This window comes from Paenibacillus sp. LjRoot56, from assembly GCF_964253335.1.
Lineage (GTDB): Bacteria > Bacillota > Bacilli > Paenibacillales > NBRC-103111 > Paenibacillus_E > Paenibacillus_E allorhizoplanae.
The window spans coordinates 231,851-250,784 of sequence record NZ_CAXURV020000005.1; the positions used below are offsets into that span (position 1 = coordinate 231,851).

Annotated in this window: 17 protein-coding genes; 9 read left to right on the top strand and 8 right to left on the bottom strand. The window is 45.9% G+C overall.

The genetic code is table 11. From position 1 onward, the window contains the following. The first annotated feature begins 7 nt into the window (after window positions 1–7). The 6 genes from ACSQ8O_RS33050 (at window position 8) to ACSQ8O_RS33075 (ending at window position 9,129) form a co-directional block, all read left to right on the top strand. The gene (locus tag ACSQ8O_RS33050) at window positions 8–1,447 is read left to right on the top strand and encodes a M56 family metallopeptidase (protein ID WP_436245154.1); all 1,440 of its coding nucleotides are present in this window, start codon (window positions 8–10) and stop codon (window positions 1,445–1,447) included. Between the two features lie 418 nt (window positions 1,448–1,865). Then, the gene (locus ACSQ8O_RS33055; RefSeq protein WP_436245202.1) at window positions 1,866–2,834 is read left to right on the top strand and encodes an ABC transporter permease; all 969 of its coding nucleotides are present in this window, start codon (window positions 1,866–1,868) and stop codon (window positions 2,832–2,834) included. A 36-nt stretch (window positions 2,835–2,870) separates the two neighbouring features. Beyond that, a complete protein-coding gene (locus tag ACSQ8O_RS33060) occupies window positions 2,871–3,758 on the top strand; it encodes a carbohydrate ABC transporter permease (protein ID WP_436245155.1) in 888 nt (295 codons plus the stop codon). Window positions 3,759–3,844: 86 nt separating this feature from the next. Next, window positions 3,845–5,548: an extracellular solute-binding protein gene (locus ACSQ8O_RS33065; RefSeq protein ID WP_436245156.1), complete on the top strand. Its 1,704-nt coding sequence runs from the start codon at window positions 3,845–3,847 to the stop codon at window positions 5,546–5,548. Window positions 5,549–5,675: 127 nt separating this feature from the next. Further along, window positions 5,676–7,589 (top strand): cache domain-containing sensor histidine kinase, encoded by a 1,914-nt coding sequence (locus ACSQ8O_RS33070; protein ID WP_436245157.1) that lies wholly within the window; start codon window positions 5,676–5,678, stop codon window positions 7,587–7,589. Further along, window positions 7,567–9,129 carry a response regulator gene (locus tag ACSQ8O_RS33075; protein ID WP_436245158.1) on the top strand — a complete coding sequence of 521 codons (1,563 nt, stop codon included), beginning with the start codon at window positions 7,567–7,569 and terminating at the stop codon, window positions 9,127–9,129. The genes ACSQ8O_RS33070 and ACSQ8O_RS33075 overlap by 23 nt, the downstream gene beginning before the upstream one ends. A gap of 87 nt (window positions 9,130–9,216) precedes the next feature. On the opposite strand, the gene ACSQ8O_RS33080 is transcribed toward ACSQ8O_RS33075, so the two are convergent. Further along, window positions 9,217–10,194, bottom strand: coding sequence for an aldo/keto reductase (locus ACSQ8O_RS33080; RefSeq protein ID WP_436245159.1), 978 nt, complete (start codon window positions 10,192–10,194; stop codon window positions 9,217–9,219). 200 nt (window positions 10,195–10,394) lie between these two features. On the opposite strand from ACSQ8O_RS33080, the gene acpS reads away from it, so the two are divergent. Next, on the top strand, window positions 10,395–10,781 hold the full coding sequence (gene acpS / locus ACSQ8O_RS33085; protein ID WP_436245160.1) for a holo-ACP synthase: 387 nt from the start codon (window positions 10,395–10,397) through the stop codon (window positions 10,779–10,781). 262 nt (window positions 10,782–11,043) lie between these two features. On the opposite strand, the gene ACSQ8O_RS33090 is transcribed toward acpS, so the two are convergent. Continuing rightward, window positions 11,044–11,643 (bottom strand): hypothetical protein, encoded by a 600-nt coding sequence (locus ACSQ8O_RS33090; protein ID WP_436245161.1) that lies wholly within the window; start codon window positions 11,641–11,643, stop codon window positions 11,044–11,046. A 99-nt stretch (window positions 11,644–11,742) separates the two neighbouring features. On the opposite strand from ACSQ8O_RS33090, the gene mutY reads away from it, so the two are divergent. Beyond that, entirely contained in the window at window positions 11,743–12,867 is a 1,125-nt protein-coding gene (gene mutY / locus ACSQ8O_RS33095) for an A/G-specific adenine glycosylase (protein ID WP_436245162.1), read from the top strand. A 22-nt stretch (window positions 12,868–12,889) separates the two neighbouring features. On the opposite strand, the gene ACSQ8O_RS33100 is transcribed toward mutY, so the two are convergent. Beyond that, entirely contained in the window at window positions 12,890–13,573 is a 684-nt protein-coding gene (locus ACSQ8O_RS33100; RefSeq protein ID WP_436245163.1) for a Crp/Fnr family transcriptional regulator, read from the bottom strand. A gap of 149 nt (window positions 13,574–13,722) precedes the next feature. Here ACSQ8O_RS33100 and ACSQ8O_RS33105 point away from each other — a divergent pair, with 149 nt between their 5' ends. Continuing rightward, entirely contained in the window at window positions 13,723–14,067 is a 345-nt protein-coding gene (locus ACSQ8O_RS33105; RefSeq protein WP_056617522.1) for a DUF805 domain-containing protein, read from the top strand. 65 nt (window positions 14,068–14,132) lie between these two features. On the opposite strand, the gene ACSQ8O_RS33110 is transcribed toward ACSQ8O_RS33105, so the two are convergent. The 5 genes from ACSQ8O_RS33110 to ACSQ8O_RS33130 all read right to left on the bottom strand — a co-directional run bounded on the left by ACSQ8O_RS33110 (window position 14,133) and on the right by ACSQ8O_RS33130 (window position 18,905). After that, window positions 14,133–14,744 carry a superoxide dismutase gene (locus tag ACSQ8O_RS33110; RefSeq protein ID WP_028555379.1) on the bottom strand — a complete coding sequence of 204 codons (612 nt, stop codon included), beginning with the start codon at window positions 14,742–14,744 and terminating at the stop codon, window positions 14,133–14,135. 96 nt (window positions 14,745–14,840) lie between these two features. Further along, window positions 14,841–15,059: a hypothetical protein gene (locus tag ACSQ8O_RS33115; RefSeq protein ID WP_056617525.1), complete on the bottom strand. Its 219-nt coding sequence runs from the start codon at window positions 15,057–15,059 to the stop codon at window positions 14,841–14,843. Window positions 15,060–15,130: 71 nt separating this feature from the next. After that, window positions 15,131–16,255 (bottom strand): Ger(x)C family spore germination protein, encoded by a 1,125-nt coding sequence (locus ACSQ8O_RS33120; RefSeq protein ID WP_436245164.1) that lies wholly within the window; start codon window positions 16,253–16,255, stop codon window positions 15,131–15,133. Continuing rightward, window positions 16,252–17,352, bottom strand: coding sequence for a GerAB/ArcD/ProY family transporter (locus ACSQ8O_RS33125; RefSeq protein WP_436245165.1), 1,101 nt, complete (start codon window positions 17,350–17,352; stop codon window positions 16,252–16,254). The genes ACSQ8O_RS33120 and ACSQ8O_RS33125 overlap by 4 nt, the downstream gene beginning before the upstream one ends. Beyond that, a complete protein-coding gene (locus ACSQ8O_RS33130) occupies window positions 17,349–18,905 on the bottom strand; it encodes a spore germination protein (protein WP_436245166.1) in 1,557 nt (518 codons plus the stop codon). Before ACSQ8O_RS33130 ends, ACSQ8O_RS33125 begins: the two co-directional genes overlap by 4 nt. Window positions 18,906–18,934 lie beyond the last annotated feature (29 nt).

The window sequence follows — 18,934 nt, forward strand, 5'->3', positions numbered from 1 at the left end:
GAACCCAATGAGTGAACTTCTTACAGGTTTTTTTGAATGGATCTTATCGGTATCGATCATGGCAACCATTACAGTTGTGTTCATTATGCTGATTCAGCGCATCCTGCATAAACGGATAAAACCTAGATGGCACTATCTCATGTGGTTGTTGGTGCTCGTAAGACTGCTCCTGCCTTGGCACTTGGAGAGCAATTTAAGCATTTATAATTGGTTATCCTACCCTGATACGATTTACGAAATCAATCCAGCAAATGAGATAGGAACACACGAGGAATTGGCAATTGGTGACTCGTTGTCGGATATTTTGTATAAATATGCGATGTACGTATGGGTGCTTGGAATCGTCCTATTTGCGATATATACTTTCGTGATCAACCGTAAATTTGCGCTGAAAATAACGAAAGAAACGAGATCGATCACAGACAACGGCATATTACAGTTATTCGCTCAGTGCCGACAGCTAATGTCGATACATAAACCGGTCACATTAGTGGTATCAGATGTATTGTCGATGCCTACGTTATTTGGCTTCAGGAATCCCTGTTTAGTCATACCGCAGTCGGTCATTAACAGTTTAAACCATGAGCAATTACGGCATGTTTTTCTACATGAACTGGCACATTGCAAACGAAATGATATTGGTGTCAATTGGCTGATGCAATTTCTGTTGATTATTCATTGGTTCAACCCTGTACTTTGGTACGCGCATCAACGGATGCGTGAAGACCAGGAGATTGCAAGCGATGCTTTAGCCCTTTCTTATATAGAACCAGCTCGAAGAGAAGAATACGGATATACACTCATTCAATTATTGGAAAGCTATGTGCGACCCGTAAGTGTACCAGGTAATGTTCATTTATCCGGAAACAAGTCACAGTTAAAGAGGAGAATTATGATGATTAAACAGTTTCAATTTAATTCCTACCGGTGGTCGTTCCTTGGTTTGGCTGCCATTCTCATCATTAGTGGTTGCTCGTTGACGAATGCGAGTGAAGATAAGAAATCAGCAACGGAATCGATTGCACCGATTGTTGATCAGAAGGCAACAGATACATCTGCGCTAACAACGGGGACGGATAAGAATACCTCAGTTGAAACCGCAGGCGAAACCAAGACTATCGACGTAGTGACACCAACTGCTCCAACTACTCCGACAGTGGAGTCAAGTCCAGCACCTGCACCAGCGCAAGTAACTGAGGGGTCCAGATCAGGACCAGCACCTGCACCAGCTCAAGAGGTAAGGAAGCCCGAATCAGCAGCTGCACCAGTAGCAGTACCAGAAGTAAGAAAGCCAGGAGCAGTGCCATCAGCAGTCCAAGAAGTGAGGAAGCCCGAATCAGCACCAGCGGCATCCCAAGAAGTGATGAAGCCAAGATCAGCCCCAGCAGCAGCCCCAGTAGTAAGGGAGTTACCGTCAGCGCCGACAGCCGTACCAGCAAGTAATTAAACCTAATCGAAGTAGACCCGAGGCAAAGTATGCCTTGGGTCTTTTTTTTTATCAAATATCTGTAAAAAATACAGCTAATATTGCCGAATTATCTAAGATTTAGCGAATAGATGGAAAAAATACAGCTAATATCAGGGAGCTTGGCCGTTTGGTGGACTTTGCTGGAAATTAACTGTAGGAAATCCATCTAGTGCTCCCAAATGGGGAGAAGTAGCAAAATTAACTACATAAAATCCATTAATTTGTTTAGTGCGGCGTAGAATAGGCTGGATGGTTGAAGCGGTTTTAGGAGTAGAAGTCACCCAAAAAATAGTAACCATAGCTGAAATTTGAAGCCTTACATCGCCGGAATAGAAGACCTATAATGAGTAAAGTGAAAGTGCTTACAAGGACGAAGACACAGGAGGTGCAGCCAGAAATGAAGACGGAGACGGACATCGTCACTCCGAATCACAAGTCAGTCCCATTCCGCAAATCTGCCTCAAGGCTGCTCCGCATCGCATACGCACAGCGATATTTGCAGGTGATGGCGCTGCTGGGCGTCGCGTGGATGATCATTTTTCACTATGTCCCCATGTACGGGATCATCATTGCCTTCAAGGATTTCAATATTGTGAAACCCATATCCGCAGCACCCTGGGCGGGGCTTGAGCACTTCAAGGCTTTTCTGGAAGATGATAATTTGGCTAGTGTCATTAAAAATACCGTCGGGATGAGCGTACTCAAGCTCGTCATTGGTTTTCCTCTTCCCATCGTGTTCGCGTTATTTCTGAATGAACTTCGTTCTATCCGTTTTAAGAAGCTGGTTCAAACCATATCCTATTTACCCCACTTCTTATCTTGGGTTATTCTCGGTGGCATACTTGCCACATGGTTAGCTGACGTGGGCTTAGTCAATAAAGTTCTCCTAGCGCTCAATATCATCCAAGAGCCTGTCAGTTATCTCGCAGAGCCTTCATATTTTTGGAGTATTATCATTACTTCTGATATTTGGAAGGAGCTTGGCTGGTCGGCAATTATCTATCTGGCAGCGATGGCCGGCGTATCTCCGGATATGTATGAGGCGGCTACGATCGATGGGGCAGGATGCTTTCAGAAAATGTTCTATGTGACCCTTCCCTCGATTAAAGGAACGATCACGATTCTGTTCATTCTATCTGTGAGCGGTATTCTGAACTCCAACTTCGATCAAATTCTCGTACTCAAAAACCAACTGAACGCCAGCGCCAGCAACGTAATTGATGTGTATGTATATGAAGTAGGCCTTCGTCAGAGCCGCTTTTCCTATGCTACTGCGGTCGGCTTAATTAAGTCTCTCATCTCACTTATTTTACTGCTTTCGGCGAATTTCATTACCAAACGACTCAATAACACATCCTTATTTTAAAAACATAATGCTTCTAGGCAAGGAGGTGAGCCAACGATGCTTTCCCTGAATCGCAGAACCTACAAAGAGGCTGCATTCGATTATTTCAACTTTATATTCATGCTAGTCATCTGCTTCGTTACCATTTACCCGATCTGGTATGTGCTCGTCAATTCCTTCAATGAAGGGAATGACGCCATGCGAGGGGGGATCTATTGGTGGCCACGGGTGTTCAGCATCGACAGCTATAGGGCTGTATTTGCGAATAATGGCATTATGCTTGCGATGGGAGTAACTGTAGCGAAAACACTGATAGGTACAGTAGTTCACGTACTTTTTACAGCGATGGTCGCCTACGCATTTTCTCGCAAAGAGTTAATCGGCCGCAACATCTACATGCTGATTGGTACGGTAACTTTATTTTTCAGCGGAGGCTTAATTCCGTACTACTTGTTAATCCGAGATTTAGGGATGCTCGATAGCTTTCTGGTGTATATTATTCCGGCGATGTTCAGCTTTTTTGATCTCATTATCTTCTTATCCTTCTTCCGAGAAATTCCGGACGCGTTGGAAGAGGCCGCCAAGATTGATGGTGCAAATGATTTCAAAATCTTTTACCAAATTATCCTGCCGGTTTCCATGCCTGTCGTCGCTACGATTGCCCTCTTTCACGGCGTTTATCAATGGAATGATTACTTTACCGGGATGATCTATATTAACAAAAGCGAGCTTCAACCCATCCAGACGTATCTCTATCGGGTAGTTGCGCAGTCCAGCTCCAATCAAATGATGGCCGCAACGACGGGAAGTGTGGCGAAGACGGTATCGTCTCAGTCAATTAAGCTCGCAACGATGGTTGTGACCACATTACCTATCGTGTTGGTCTATCCATTCTTACAGAAGTATTTTGTAAAAGGTTTTATGATCGGCTCGATTAAAGGTTAACCATCTCAAGCATCACGTCATTCAGGTGGCCAGCTCTGTCATTGTACAGAGATTACACATTATGAATCCGAAAAGGGGAAACGCCAATGAGGAAACCACGCAAAACGCTAACGACCTTGCTTGCTTTATTTACAGCTTTTTCAATAACTGCCTGTACAACGGATAAAGAGACCAACACCAGCACCGCAAGCCCAGAGGCTACCAAAGCAGCAGATAAAGTTGCAGCACAATCCGCTGCACCTGTGGCTAACGCAAATGATCCAGGTTGGAAATCCGATACGAAGCCGATTACGTTCGATTGGTATCTTAACTTTTCTTGGTTTCCTAATAAATGGGGCGTTGATGCCACTTCGCAGTACATAACTAAGAAAACCGGTGTGAATATCAACTTTATCGTGCCTGCTGGCAATGAGAACGAGAAGCTGAATACGATGATTGCTTCCGGGAAGCTGCCTGATTTTATCACGCTAGGTTGGTACGAAGATGCTGTGAAGAAAATGATCGAAGGGAATATGGTGCTTCCGCTAAATGAGCTTGCCAAACAGTATGATCCTTATTTCATTAAGGTTGCTGACCCGGCTAAAACATCGTGGTACACACAGAAAGATGGCAATTTCTATGGTTATCCGAACGCTTCCTCCTCCTCCGAGGACTATAAGAAATACGGGCAAAACTTCGTATCCAATCAAACGTTCCTGGTTCGCAAAGATATGTATGAGGCAATTGGTAAGCCGGATATGAGAACACAAGAAGGGTTCTTGAACGCGCTTAAGGCTGCGAAAGAGAAGTTCCCTGATGTGAACGGTCAGCCGTTAATTCCGCTAGGTTTGCATGAGTTCGGAGACTTAGGGAATAGTTCACTGCTTGATGCTGGTCAAAATGGTTCCATGCTGCAGAATTTCTTAGCGATTCCGTATGAGAAAGATAATAAGCTCTACGATCGTTCCACAGATCCAGAGTTCGTGAGCTGGCTCAAAACGTTCCGTAAAGCCAATGAAATGGGCTTGCTGGCTAAAGATATTTTTATCGATAAGCGCCCTCAAATGGAAGAAAAGATTGCGCAAGGCCGTTATTTTGCCATGTTGTATCAACGTTCTGACTTAGCGAATCAAAATATTTCCCTGTACCAAAAAGACCCGAACAAAGTCTATATCGCCGTAGACGGTCCAGCGAATGCTGCAAAAAGCCCGCCAACCCTAGCAGGTCCTGGTATCTCCGGTTGGACAGTGACCTTGATTTCCAAAGACGTGAAGGACAAAGCAAGAGCGATTAAATTCCTGAGCTACCTCATTAGTGAGGAAGGCAACAAGGATCTGTACCTTGGTGAAAAAGGCGTAAGCTATGACACCATCAATGGCAAAGATCAATTTAAGCCAGAAGTGCTGGATCTCATGAACAAAGACCGGGCTGCTTTTGATAAAAAATACGGCTCGTCCTACACCTTCTGGATGCTCATGGATACCAACATGAATCTGCAATGGGCGCCGCCTAGCGTGGAACCAATTAAACAGCCTGAAGAGTGGACGAAGGGCAAGTCGAAGAGCTTCTCGCAGTACGACAACATTGTGCCAACAGGGACATCGGAAGAGGGAATTGCCAATACGAAAATCGCCCAGGCGTGGGGCAAAACGCTTCCGAAGCTGTTATTAGCCAAGACGGATGCTGAATTCGATCAATTGTTCGATAAATACCAAAAAGATCGAAAAGCAGCTGGATTAGATAAGGTGCGGGCCTACCAACAGAAAGAATTTGAATCGAACACGAAGAAAATTGCCGCGTCCGCAAAGTAAATCAATAAAATGACCTGAGAGCCCGAATCTATCGGGTTTTCGGGTTTTTCGCCGCAAATAGTTCTCGCATCGCTGTATTTTAGTTTAAAATAAGAGAACTACCGAAAGAAAGACGGGATATGAGGCCATGGGATCTATGCTGGGCAAAGGGAAAATGCGGATGACGCAGATGACGAACCGTATCTCCATTCAAACGAAACTAATCGGAGCGTATATCATCATTATTTTGATTCCCATTATATTGATATCTTGGTATTTATTTAATGAGTTTTACCAGAATACGATTCAAGACACCGTGAACAATAACCAGTACGCTTTAGAGAGCGAGAAGGCGAGTATCCTTAACAATATTGAAGCGATGGGACGTGCTGCTCAGTTTTCGATAACGGACAGAGAGGTTATACAATATCTGCATAGCGCTCATGAGCTTGAAGTGTCCGAACTTGTTGATTTTAATATGAATACGTTTTCAAATTTACAGCGGCTCCTATTTAACAACCCGAGTATAGCGAATGTTCGCTTGTTTACGGATAATCCGAATACGGAGGAGATTTGGCCCATTTTTCTCAAAGAAAGCCGGATTGCCGATCGCCCATGGTATAAGGATGTACTGGAGCGGAAGGGCGAGGCTCGATGGGAAATTTTGCAGAATGAGAAAGATATTATGAATCGGTACAACACGGATAATGAAGCCAGCTGGACGTATGTATCTCTGTTGAAAGAGATTTATTACCCGAAGAACACGCGTGTTGCGATTCTTGAGGTGGATATGCTGATGGAGAAGTTTTTTCAGAAGCTGTTCAGTCCCATTCAGGATGGCCAGTCGCACATGATCGTTATCGATCGACATGGTGGGATGTTCACGGGGAATGGCGATACGTTTTTCAAAAGCATGAACATGGATCTGCTACGCCAAGCGTGGAACGCCAACTCGCATCCCGAAGGGTCTAATTTCACTGTAACCATCGGGGATACGCCGTATCTCATTTTGACAACGGTCATCGAAAACTTGGATGCTCACTTGCTGAATGTGGTGTCTTTAAAAGAACCCGTGACGCAAATCCATCATACCCGCAATCTATTTATTGCAGCAGCTGTTGTGTTAATTGCGTTATTGTCAGCTATTACATATTTCCTGCAAGGGCTAATCTTGAAGAAATTGCATATCCTGCGTGACTCGATGAAAAAGGTGCGCAGAGGCGATCTCAATGTACAAATTGATATGGATGCTGGCGGGGAAGTGGGCGAGTTGGCCCATCATTTCCGGCAAATGATGAAAAAAATGAATGAGCTCATCGTGGAAGCTGTGAACAAGCAAGCGGCGACGAAAGAGGCAGAGCTGAGTTCATTGAAAAATCAGATCGACGCCCATTTCCTATACAACACGTTGGAAAATTTAAAAATGATGGCCGAAGTCGAAGCGCAGTATACGATTTCTAATGCATTGACGTCACTTGGCGCCATGATGCGCTACAGTCTGAAGTGGTCCAGCGATCAGGTTCAGCTACGCAATGAAATCCAGCATATTCAGAATTACATCGCGATCATGAACATTCGTTATGATGATAAATTAGAACTGAAATTAGATATACCCGAGAGTTATCTAGGGCAAGAAGTGTTGAAGATGTCGCTGCAGCCCCTTGTGGAGAATGCGGTGAAGCACGGGATGAATATTGATCGGGCCAGGCGGGAGGGTGTTACGATCTGGATTCGTGCAAGCGAGAGTGCGGATGGCATGCTCATTGAGGTTGGAGATAATGGCGCAGGCATGTCAACGCATCAGCTGGAAGAGCTTCACGAGAAGATGCATATGGAGGACGCTTATTTTCATAACAAATATGGGAATAGGTCTGAACGTGAGCAGGAAGGCAACGGCATCGGTATGCGCAATGTGACGCAGCGAATCAAAATGTACTATGGGAACGAGTATGGGATTTGGGTAGAGAGTGCGGAGGGGACGTATACCAAAGTATTTATGAAGCTGCCTTATTTGATATTATCTGGAGGAATGTCTACGAATGAGAAACATACTTATCGTTGACGATGAGAAAAATATCCGACTTGGCTTGAAAGCCATGATTGCCCGCGAATTTCCGGAAACGTATACGTTCGAGTTTGCTGGGGACGGCGAAGAAGCGTTGCAGCTATTGCAAAGCGTCACGATAGATATTGTCATTACAGATATTCGTATGCCTGTGATGGATGGGATTACGCTGATCAATCGTATTCAAGAGATGGTTCTGAAGCCGGCAGTTATCATTCTAAGCGGGCATGATGACTTCCCCTATGCGAAGGAAGCGATCCGTTGCGAGGTGAAGGAGTATCTCCTGAAGCCTATTATTCGAGATGAGCTGTCGAGCACGCTAGTTCGTTTAGAGAATGATCTGAAGCTGAAGGAGCAGATATCTGAGCAACTGAGCAACTCCTTACAACAACGGGAAGCTTTCAAGGAGAGTCAGTTGAGTTATCTGCTCAGGCACTCCCATATGGACAGGGAAACTATGCGGAGCAAGCTGGGGCAGATTGACATGGCTTGGGTGGAGGCGGGTTTTCAAGTCGGCGTGCTTCACTATCGGGGAACGATAACAGGGATGAAGCATTCTGAATTCTTGGCTCGTATCCAAGATGAGCTTGCTCATGTTCCAGACCACTGCCGTAATCGGCATGCGATCGTGCTAGATAAAGAAAACCAGTTAGTGCTAATTGCAGAGCAGGCAGACTTATTTCCATATTTGACGGAGCGGATCGCTATGGCGGGGTATTTCATGTATAGCATGGGCGTAAGTGACTACACACGTGGAGCGGAGCGATTGCAGTCTGCGTATACGGAAGCGCTAGAGGCGCTTAAGTACACGTTCTTGCAGTCAGGGCCAGGCAGTGTGAGCTATGAAAGCATTTGTCATAAAAATAAGGATTTCACTGTGCCTGTTGCTACGATTCAAAGAATCGCCAATATGCTCGGGACGGACCGCAATAAGGAAATGTCCACGCTGCTATTGGAAATACTGGACATGAAAACCGTGGCTCGCTTCGATATCGCCTATGTGGAGGCTGTGAGCAAAGCCCTGAACGAGCTTGTTTTCGATAAAGTATTTCATGTGTATGGCGGAGAGTCTGTGGAGATCCTGCGGTTGTTCAAAAAGGTTGGGGACATCGCTAACTTCTATTATTTCTCCGATTATTTTCATAGTGTGGAGGGTCTGGTGGATCGACTCAATGCGTATGTGCGTACGATGAAGACGTTACATATCGATCACAGAGAAATGAAGAAAGCCACACAATACATCCAGGAGAACTTTGATAAAGATTTGAATATGGCCATGGTTTCGAATCATGTGTCATTCAATTACTCCTATTTCAGTCAGGCTTTCAAAGAGTACACCGGCGAGAGCTTCGTTCATTATTTGAAAAGGCTGCGTATTGAGCGGGCGCGCGAGCTGCTCGCAACGACTGACTTCAAAGTCTACGAGATCAGTGAGCGGGCTGGCTTCGAGAATGTGAAGCATTTCAGCCGAGTATTCAAAGAGATGGAGGGGGTTAGCCCCCAGGAGTATCGGGATTTGCGTGAAGTGATAAGTTGAACGTAAGAGAGGCCGTCTTGAAGTAGATTTATCTACTGCAGGACGGCCTTATGTGCGTGGGCACGCAGATACTCAGGGTATAAACGGCTACGGCATGCGCAAGCCGCGGGAGCTTTCAAGCAGCGCGTACCACTCTTCGCGCGTCATGGTATCCGCGATGCGAACCGCGTCTTCACAAGCGACGATACGCTTGGCGGAGGAAGTGCCGATGACCGGCTGAATACGGGCCGGATGCTTCATGAGCCAGCCGAGCACAATAGCTTCTGGCGTCGTTTCCTTCTCAGCGGCCAGCTTCTGAACAAGCGCGGCTGTTTTCTTGACGGTCTCAGGCGCGTCCTCAGTAGCGCCGCCAGAGAACTTACCTTTGGCGAGCGGGCCCCATGCCTGAATTTGAACATCATTCATTTGGCAATATTCAAGAATGCCATCGGCGAAATTGACGCTGGATCCTACCTTCTGATTCACCAGAATGCCTTGCTCGATCCAATCTAAGCGAGCCAAACTCAACTCCAACTGGTTCACAACAAGTGGCTCAGGAAGTGAGTTTTGGATGAAGCGCATTTGCGCAGACGTCATGTTGGACACGCCGAAGTGGCGAACTTTACCCGCTGAGCGCAGCGTATTGAAAGCTTCCGCGATTTCTTCAGGCTCCATGAGCGGATCCGGACGGTGCAGCAGCAAGATATCGATGTGCTCGACCCCAAGACGACCGAGAATACCATCGACGGAGCTTAGGATGTGATTTTTGCTAAAATCAAAACGCTGTGGGTTCTGATCATCTTGGAAACGAATCCCGCATTTCGATTGCAAAATGATTTGGTCGCGCAAATCAGGTCTATTTTTGAGAACCTGACCGAAGACGGTCTCTGAGTTCCCTCTTTTATAAATGTCAGCATGATCGAACATCGTAATTCCAATTGATAATGCGGCTTCTACAGCTTTTTCAGCGGTGATGTAATCTTCCTTGGTTAATGGATTGCCGGCCCAATCTCCGCCTAATCCCATACATCCGAAGACTATGCGGCTGTTCGAAATTCCGCGTCTTTCCAGTGGCATGATTTTCACTATGATGGCCTCCTATGCTATAAGTTCTACGCATAGTATAACGCCTGATACAGATCAGCATAAGACCTGAAAATAGTGTTACTTACTTACCTCGACGTAAGCAATGGATCTTGTGTATGTCCATTTACTTGACCTTAGTGGAGGAATCGGTTAAATTGTACGCAAAGCGTATCGTTAGTAGAAAAGAGGCCAGTTGAGCGATGATCATTGGGGTCGGAACGGATTTAATTGAAATTGAGCGAATAGGCAAAATGGTAGAGGGATCTTCAGGCGATCGGTTTCTGGAGCGTGTTTTGACACCGGCGGAGCGGGAGTTGGCACAGAAGCGTCGCGGACGGCTCGCGGAGTTTGTGTCTGGGCGATTCGCTGCGAAGGAAGCGATCGTGAAAGCCATCGGCTGCGGCATTGGCAAGCAGATTGGTTTTCAGGATGTAGAAGTGCTGCCGGATGCACTTGGCAAACCGGTCTGTACCGTGAAAGAAGAAGCCATGCTGCGTGCAGGGCTTCAAGGCAGTCATCGTATTCACATCAGCATTACGCATACGGGCTCTATGGCTGCGGCGTATGCGATTGTTGAGCAAGTGTAAGTAGCGAGCGACTTCCACATATGCAGCAATTTGTACCCAAATGCCAAATAACTGGATTTTCTACATTTAAATGCATGGAATTTCAGCTAATAAAGCAAATAGATGGATTTTCTGCCGTTAATTTCAGCCGATGTAGCATAAGTAGCCAAATTCGGTGAAAATAGATGCAGAAAATCCATCTAATCGTTGGAAAGCATGAATTTCTCTCAAATTAGCTGGAGGTTTTCCAGTTAGCTGGTTGTGTTGGGGTTTAACTAGCTCCCTATCTCGCCCAAACCCGCAACATATAACCGCTCACAAGCAGGCTGATGCCGCCCATTCCCTCGAGAATCACACCGGAATACCCCAAATACCACACGCCCATCACCGCGGCCAGCGCGAATAACCACACGCCCAAATAAATAAGAGGCCTGCCAAGCAACAGCCCGACCTGCACGAAACCAATCGCGAGTAGGAATGCGCGCAGGATAGGGGCGAAAAAAGGGTTCACCGCACCAATTGCCTCCATGAACGCAACGGCAGCAACGAGCAGTGCTCCTGGCAGCACGAGGAATATCGGATGCCCCCAGCCACTTTTGACAGTATCATCCGTCGTACGCGTTTCCCCCGTGTTAAACAGTTTCCGCATGCCCCAAATTTGGATCAAGCTGGCTACCACGGCCGTAACGAAAGCGGCTTGCTTCAGCCAATCCAGGTCACGCCAGTACAGGGCGAAATCAATGATTGCGCTGAATACCCATTCCGCGCCCCAAATAAACAGCAGGGTGATTAAGCCTTGTGCATCACGCAGCCAATCTTTTCTTTTATTTTCTAATTGTTGTCGACTAGTTTTAGTCATATCAGCTTGCTTCGACGTTTGCATACATTCACCTCTAGTTTTATGTTCCGCACTTCTCGTATAATGGTACCATATCTATTCATCTATTATAACTTGAACGTGCCCCATAGAGAAGGAGAGCCCATGTACAGCGAAGAACAGAAGATGTATTTTTCCAAGAACCTCTTGGATTGGTACCAGACACATAAACGTGATTTACCTTGGCGAAGAAGTAAAAACCCTTATTATATATGGATTTCCGAAGTGATGCTGCAGCAAACGCGCGTGGATACGGTGATTCCGTATTTCCATCGGTTTGTGGATCAATTTCCAACTGTTGAGGCATTAGCGACGGCTCCGGAAGAAAATGTACTCAAAGCGTGGGAAGGCCTTGGCTATTATTCACGTGCGAGGAACCTTCAATCCGCTGTAAGAGAAGTTCACGAACGTTACGAGGGCATTGTCCCGCAAAATAAAGCCGATATCTCCGCGCTCAAAGGCGTCGGGCCGTACACGTCAGGGGCGATTCTGAGCATCGCCTATAATAAGCCGGAGCCGGCTGTCGATGGCAATGTGATGCGCGTGCTTTCGCGCTATTTTCTCATCGAAGAAGATATTATGAAGCCGTCCACGCGGACGATTATGGAGAAGCTCGCGCGCGAGCTCATTTTGGAAGGGACCGCCAGCGACTTCAACCAAGCCCTGATGGAGCTGGGGGCTATGGTATGTACGCCGAGATCACCACACTGCTTGACGTGCCCTGTCATGGCACACTGTTCAGCGCGTGAAGCGGGCATGGAAGAAGCCCTGCCCATCAAAAAGAAAGCCAAACCGCCACGTCCAGAGCTGCGGGCAGTGGCTTTCATCGAAGGTACAGGTGAGCATGCAGGCAAATGGTTGATCAGACAGCGCCCGCAAGAGGGCTTGCTAGCCCGCATGTGGGAGCTCCCACATGTGGAATGGCCGTCGTCCGGATGGCAATCCGATGAGGACAATATGTCCGAGCTTCGTAAGGCACTTGCCGAGCAAGAGCAAATCGGTATTCAGCCCGATGAGTGGTTCATGGATACGGAGCATATTTTCAGTCATATTGTGTGGAAAATGAAGGTATACCGCGCTAAGCTCGGTGACGCGAATCGCCCAAGTACGGGGGAGGAATGGATTCCATTCCATTACCGTTGGGTAGGGCCGGAGGATCTCCAGAATTATGCGTTCCCCAATGTGTTTGTCCGAATCATCAAAGAATGGCAGGACCGCAACGAAGACTAGCTGCTAGCAGCAGACTACAATCTTAACGAATTTCGGCCTGAATGGCCTCGATATTTTTTAACGTTATTAACTTTTTATCTATGTGTATCAACTCATCATCAAGCAATTCCTGCAGGACCTTCGTGACGGATTCCCTCACCGTACCAACTAAGTTGGCAAGCTGCTGATGAGTCAGCTTTACATCAATAAGTAGACCGTCTGGCGTAGAGATACCGTGCTGCTCAGACAGTCGAAGGATCGTTTTAATAATACGTGAACGCACGCCAAGGAACGTCAAATCATAGATTTGATCATTGGCATGTCGTAATCGTTGCATCGTCGTTTCCAGGAGCTTTAGGCATAGCCTAGGGCTCTTTTCCATGAACGAAGTGAATGCGGTTCGACTAAGCACATACATCGTGCTGGCTGCCATGGTCTCTGCTGTTGCTGAGCGGGTCATGCCATTACTGAGCAGTGACATTTCTCCGAAGAAGTCTCCGTCCCGGAATAAAGCTAGTGTGACTTCTTTCGCCTCGTCCAGACGATATATTTTCACGACACCTGAATGGATTAAGTACAATTCCTCGCCAACTTCTCCTTCTTTAAAAAGGATAGTTCCCTTCTTTACTTTCTTAATTGTAAAAAGTGGTGCAATCCCGACTAGATCTTCTTCCGTTAGCTCTTGAAAGAGGGGGATGTTATGAAGCAATGGAACAATGGATTTCAAGGAATTGCCACCTCATTTCCTCATTATGGTATTACCTTCATGGTACAACGAGGCTCCATGCACGTAAAGGAAAATTGCTAACCGGCACTTGATGGCATGAGATTCCTCTTCTTGGAATATCAATGGGAGAAGAAAGGAGTCGATGCTCAATGGAATGGTATGTTAAGGTGTTATCGAATTATGTAGGATTTTCAGGCAGAGCAAGACGGAAGGAATATTGGATGTTCGTTTTGTTCAATATTATTATTTCGATTGGGTTAGGTATTGTGGAGGCTATTATCGGGTTGGATCAAGTCCTGTCGGGCCTATATTCGCTATTTATCCTTTTACCTTCTCTAGCTGTAGCCTTTCGTAGATTGCATGACACGGGGAAAAGTGGATGGTGGATACTGCTCGGCATCATTCCCTTGATAGGTTTCATCATTCTGCTCGTATTTTTCTGCCAAGATAGTGACGTCAACGATAATCAATATGGTCCAAATCCGAAGGGATAGCTAAGTGCGCATCGCCGTTTCCAACAAAAAAAGCGACCCCTAAGGGTCGCTTTTTTTAAATCAAATTATTTCGCTGCGTCGTAACGTTTGCCAACTTCGTTCCAGTTAACAACGTTCCAGAAAGCTGCGATGTAATCAGGACGTTTGTTTTGGTAGTTTAGGTAGTAAGCATGCTCCCAAACATCAAGACCAAGAACTGGCGTTTCGCCTTCCATGATCGGGCTGTCTTGGTTCGGCAAGCTGTACACTTTCAATTTACCAGCTTTGTCAACAGCTAGGAAAGCCCAGCCAGAGCCAAAACGTGTAGTTGCTGCTGCAGCGAAATCTGCTTTGAATTTATCAAAGCCGCCAAGCTCGCTGTCAATTGCTGCTGCTAGAGCGCCTGTAGGTGCGCCGCCAGCTTCTGGTCCGATTGTTTCCCAGAATAGGGAGTGGTTAGCATGTCCGCCACCATTGTTACGAACAGCAGTACGGATATCTTCAGGAAGGCTGTTAAGGTCAGCGATCAGGTCGTTAAGGGATTTGTCATGCAGAGCTGGGTGTTTGTCCAAAGCTGCATTCAGGTTTGTTACGTAAGCGTTATGGTGACGATCGTGATGGATTTCCATCGTTTTTGCGTCGATGTGCGGCTCAAGTGCTTCGTTTGCGTACGGTAGAGCGGGTAGTTGATGTGCCATTGAATAAATACCTCCTAAAAATTATGTAGTTTCAATTTCATTATGAAGGAACACAGCTAATAAAGCAACATTTGTGTTTACTAAGTCGGTAGTCCCTTAAATGCCGCGACGTTCCATTTCCCGTGTGATTTGATTGTGCATGGCTGTATCTTGCTCATGAAGGTAGGGGGATAAGTCGCTCATCGTACGGTGGAGCTGGAGCAGTTCGATCTCCGTCCATTCTTCTGGTTTTTTCGTGCTCATAAATTGAAAATCTGGAATTTCACGAGGATACTCATGTGCAGTAAGTTCATGATCTAATTCTTTATCGGACATAGGTTTCACCTCTTTCTGAATCGGAATATCCTCCTATAAGATGGTGTTTTTTCACGCATCTCATACATGCTTTATAGGGTTTCACCCATATTCTTTATTTTCGTCTTTACATGGATACGTACATCAGCTTCCGAAAACGCATGCCCCCACTCATCTTGTACGTGCTCCCAGGCCTTGAATTGATAGGCGCGCGCATAAAGGCCTAGGCCGATGGGATCCACTTCATGCTCTTGCATTTTTTTTACCAGAGATTTCATCTGCGCCTCTAGCTGCTGATTGATCTCGGCTTCAAGCTTAGACGCATCATTCCTCACATCGAAGGTGAAAGGTTTATCAGTCAATTGAATAGGTATGGAGCATTGGATATCAAAAACGAACTTATTCTCCTCGAAAGTGACTTTCAAGTCCCTTTTGATGCGCAACGCATAGAAGCTGAGTGCGCCTGTTACAAAGGGGGAGTCGCCTTTTTCTTCTGGAAGTTTGACGGTGAAGGATAGAGGGCCATTCTTCTCCTTTTGCAGCATTTGAAGAAGCTGGTTCTCTGTATTGCTAATGGCGTAGGCATACTTTCCTTTTTTACTCAAAAGCATTGTGCCTGCTGCCACAACTTCCGTATCCTTACGGAGGTCAGTTAAGTAGGGCGTAATTCCTTTCTCATACATTTGCCGATGAAGGTCAAATAGTGTTGAGACTTGTACCAAATTGCGCATATGGGCGGTATCTAGGAGCTTGGCAATATGCATGGACATTCTCCGTTTATCTGCAGGCGCAAAGTTCATAATCTCCTCGACGGAGCCCTCAACGGCGATCACTCTGGCCGTTTCAGATGTTTTGGGGTCACGGTAGAAGACATCGAGCAGCTTAAACCAATCGTCATGAGCTAAGATGCGTTTGCTTATGAGCACATTTTGGATTTTACCTGCGCTAACAAGCGCTGAAGCGCGCGTGTCAAATTCGTTTCGGCTATCTCTTATGTTAATCGCAGTTACTTTGGTGACTTCATTTTTCACCTTGGCTTCCTTGTTAAAGACGGGACTTGATGCATAAATGACGAGATTATTATCTTTATCTAAATCCAACCCGACCATGAGAACAAGCGTCACATTTTCTAAGGGCATTTGATCTTTACAGCTAGATATCAGAATGAAGAAAGCGAAAAGCGGAAATAAAATAAGGCTTGTTCGCATCGGCTTCATGGGGAGGACCTCCTTAAGACACGACGCATGCCCGTTAGAACGGCCCATAAGAGCGGCGGAATAACAAAAGCGATCCCGATACCAATATTTTGAACAATATCCCTTAAACGCACACTTTCATCCCAACCAGGCTTCAAAACCCATGTGATACCTACCATAACGGTAAGGATGAGGAGGATATGCAGTCTGGGCTGTCCTTTGAGTCCAAGCTGCTGAGTACATATAACTGCCGCATATAGCACAGGAACGAAGGTTCTTACGATAATCAGCAAGTAGATGGAGAGGATTAAAATATCAAAGCGTTCCAGAAAACGAAACTCAATGATTTTAAATAAAGAGATGAGCGTATTATGGTATTGTGTGATCTCGTCTGGACTGAAATTGACAAAAGCAAGTAAAGTAAACAGCATGTAAACAAAAAAAGTGACCGAATTCGCAATTATGATGCCGAGGGAAGCAGAGCTTTTTTTTTCTAAGTAGGGGTATAGAAAGAAGGCAATTTCAAACCCGACAAAAGAAAGAATGTTGGTTCGTAGGGTTTGCAAAATGGGCATCCAGCCATGTTTCAGGATGGGAAGCAGATGAATCCATTGCGCATGTTTGAATAGATAGAAGGAAGTGAATAGTAAGCCGCCGGAAAGGAACAGGAGAATTTCTGAATAGCGGCCAATGATACGAAATCCCCCCCTGGTAATCATATAAGCAGGTAGGAGGAAAAGCAGCATGAGAACAGCAATATTCGTTTGCTGCATAATCCAATTCTGAACTAACAGGGCCATACGATTATAAATTAAATACATATAGAGGAGGAAATAGCCGATAAACATCACCATTCCTACTTTTCCAACCCATTTGCCAAAGTAATGACTCAGTAAATCAATGATCGTGCCATTGGGGTGACACCTCATGATCTGAATGATAATCAGGCTGCTGACGATAGATATAAGCCACCCGATGATGAGAACAATCCATCCGTCAGTCCCGCAACCTTTCGCAAGATCGCCAGGCAGAGGGATAAGGCCAACGCCTAATTGTACACTGTGAATGATCAAAATAAATTGAAACAGCGTAATCTGATTGCCTTTGCCTGGAATCATGAAGAGTCATCTCCTTCCTTTTTCATCATGCCATATCGACGTTTTTGAAGCGTACGTACACTTTTGGGACGGTGGACCATTTTTTTAAGCGGCAGACGGATGAAAACATCTTTCCAGTCCGCCATTCGAACTGGTGCAATGGGCGTGCTATACGCTTCTCCAAGTGATTTTAAACTAATGAGGTGAGCTAGTATGACCATTGCGCCTGCCATAATCCCAATGATCCCGTATAGGGAGGCAATCGTCATCATCGGGAAGCGAATTAAACGAACGGAAGCCGCCATGTCATAGTTCGGAAGGATGAACGAGGCAACCGCTGTAGAGGCGACGACAACGACCATGAGGTTGCTCACAATGCCCGCTTGTACCGCTGCTTGTCCGATGACAATTCCTCCTACAATCCCCACAGTTTGGCCAACGGGCGCAGGAAGACGAACTCCCGCCTCCCTTAGCATTTCGAGCATAATTTCCATAATGAGTGCCTCTATAAAGGGAGGGAAAGGGACTGCTGATCGAAACTCACCAATCGACAAAATCAAATCCAAGGGAATCAGTTCATGATTAAATGAAACGCAGGCAATATAAAATGCCGGAAGAAACGCGGCGATGATACAAGCGAAGAAACGAAGCAGTCGAAAGAAGGTCGCTACGGGCCAACGCGTACTGTAGTCATCAATACCCTGGAAGAAGGCCGCTAGGCCAACGGGTGCAATTAATACACTCGATGATCGATCTACGACGACACAATAGCGTCCTTGCAACAGTTGGGATGCTGCCGTGTCCGGTCGTTCGGTTGTAATCATTTGTGGAAACAGGGAGAAGGGGTTATCTTCGATCAGCTCCGCAAGCTCGCCAGTATTTAAGATGCAGTCGATCTGCAAGCTGGAGATGCGACGCTCTAATTCAATGCGTATCTCAGGGAGCGCAATATCTTCTAAATACAAGATGGATACCTTACTTTTGGTCCTGTTTCCGACATAAAGTTCTTTAATCTTGAGCTCACTGCTGGGGATATATCGGCGAATTAAGGCAATATTTTGACTACCTGTTTCAATAAAGCCTTGATGTGCGCCTTTCAGCGAGGCTTCAATTTGAGAATCCTCTATGGCCCGTTGCGGCCAGCCTTGGGTTTCTAGGGAAAAAGCATGGGCTTGGCCATCGATGAAAAGAATACTGTAGCCTCGCAAAATTGAAGTTTCTATGGTTTCCCAAACTAGAAGGCTTTTGATTTCTCCTAAAGCGACAGGCAATTCATCGCTGGTATCTGTAGTAGTGTGAAATATGAGTTCGTGAAGGACATTATTATTGATGGAGTTTTTATCCACTAGCCCATCTAGATAGGCAAGAGCTGCTGGAACTCCGGATTGTTTATAAGTAAACGTGCGAACGATCAAATCTGGCGTATCGCTGAAAATCGTGGCGAGTTGATCAATATTCTCGGATAGTTTTGCCGAAATTTCGACGAATTCGGACGGTGGCGGTTCCTGTAGATCGTTGTTGTTTTCTTCGAGCATCCGATTTGCGGCTTTTAATAAGCGGCGGATCAGTTCCATGTTCATCCATCCCATAAATTCTCAAATTT

Excerpts from the sequence above, each read along its gene's own strand:
- ACSQ8O_RS33050 (WP_436245154.1), top strand. The coding sequence starts at position 8 with ATGAGTGAACTTCTTACAGGTTTTTTTGAATGGATCTTATCGGTATCG.
- ACSQ8O_RS33055 (WP_436245202.1), top strand. The coding sequence starts at position 1,866 with ATGAAGACGGAGACGGACATCGTCACTCCGAATCACAAGTCAGTCCCA.
- ACSQ8O_RS33060 (WP_436245155.1), top strand. The coding sequence starts at position 2,871 with ATGCTTTCCCTGAATCGCAGAACCTACAAAGAGGCTGCATTCGATTAT.
- ACSQ8O_RS33065 (WP_436245156.1), top strand. The coding sequence starts at position 3,845 with ATGAGGAAACCACGCAAAACGCTAACGACCTTGCTTGCTTTATTTACA.
- ACSQ8O_RS33070 (WP_436245157.1), top strand. The coding sequence starts at position 5,676 with ATGGGATCTATGCTGGGCAAAGGGAAAATGCGGATGACGCAGATGACG.
- ACSQ8O_RS33075 (WP_436245158.1), top strand. The coding sequence starts at position 7,567 with ATGAGAAACATACTTATCGTTGACGATGAGAAAAATATCCGACTTGGC.
- acpS (WP_436245160.1), top strand. The coding sequence starts at position 10,395 with ATGATCATTGGGGTCGGAACGGATTTAATTGAAATTGAGCGAATAGGC.
- ACSQ8O_RS33090 (WP_436245161.1), bottom strand. The coding sequence starts at position 11,643 with ATGCAAACGTCGAAGCAAGCTGATATGACTAAAACTAGTCGACAACAA.
- mutY (WP_436245162.1), top strand. The coding sequence starts at position 11,743 with ATGTACAGCGAAGAACAGAAGATGTATTTTTCCAAGAACCTCTTGGAT.
- ACSQ8O_RS33105 (WP_056617522.1), top strand. The coding sequence starts at position 13,723 with ATGGAATGGTATGTTAAGGTGTTATCGAATTATGTAGGATTTTCAGGC.
- ACSQ8O_RS33110 (WP_028555379.1), bottom strand. The coding sequence starts at position 14,744 with ATGGCACATCAACTACCCGCTCTACCGTACGCAAACGAAGCACTTGAG.
- ACSQ8O_RS33115 (WP_056617525.1), bottom strand. The coding sequence starts at position 15,059 with ATGTCCGATAAAGAATTAGATCATGAACTTACTGCACATGAGTATCCT.
- ACSQ8O_RS33120 (WP_436245164.1), bottom strand. The coding sequence starts at position 16,255 with ATGAAGCCGATGCGAACAAGCCTTATTTTATTTCCGCTTTTCGCTTTC.
- ACSQ8O_RS33125 (WP_436245165.1), bottom strand. The coding sequence starts at position 17,352 with ATGATTCCAGGCAAAGGCAATCAGATTACGCTGTTTCAATTTATTTTG.
- ACSQ8O_RS33130 (WP_436245166.1), bottom strand. The coding sequence starts at position 18,905 with ATGGAACTGATCCGCCGCTTATTAAAAGCCGCAAATCGGATGCTCGAA.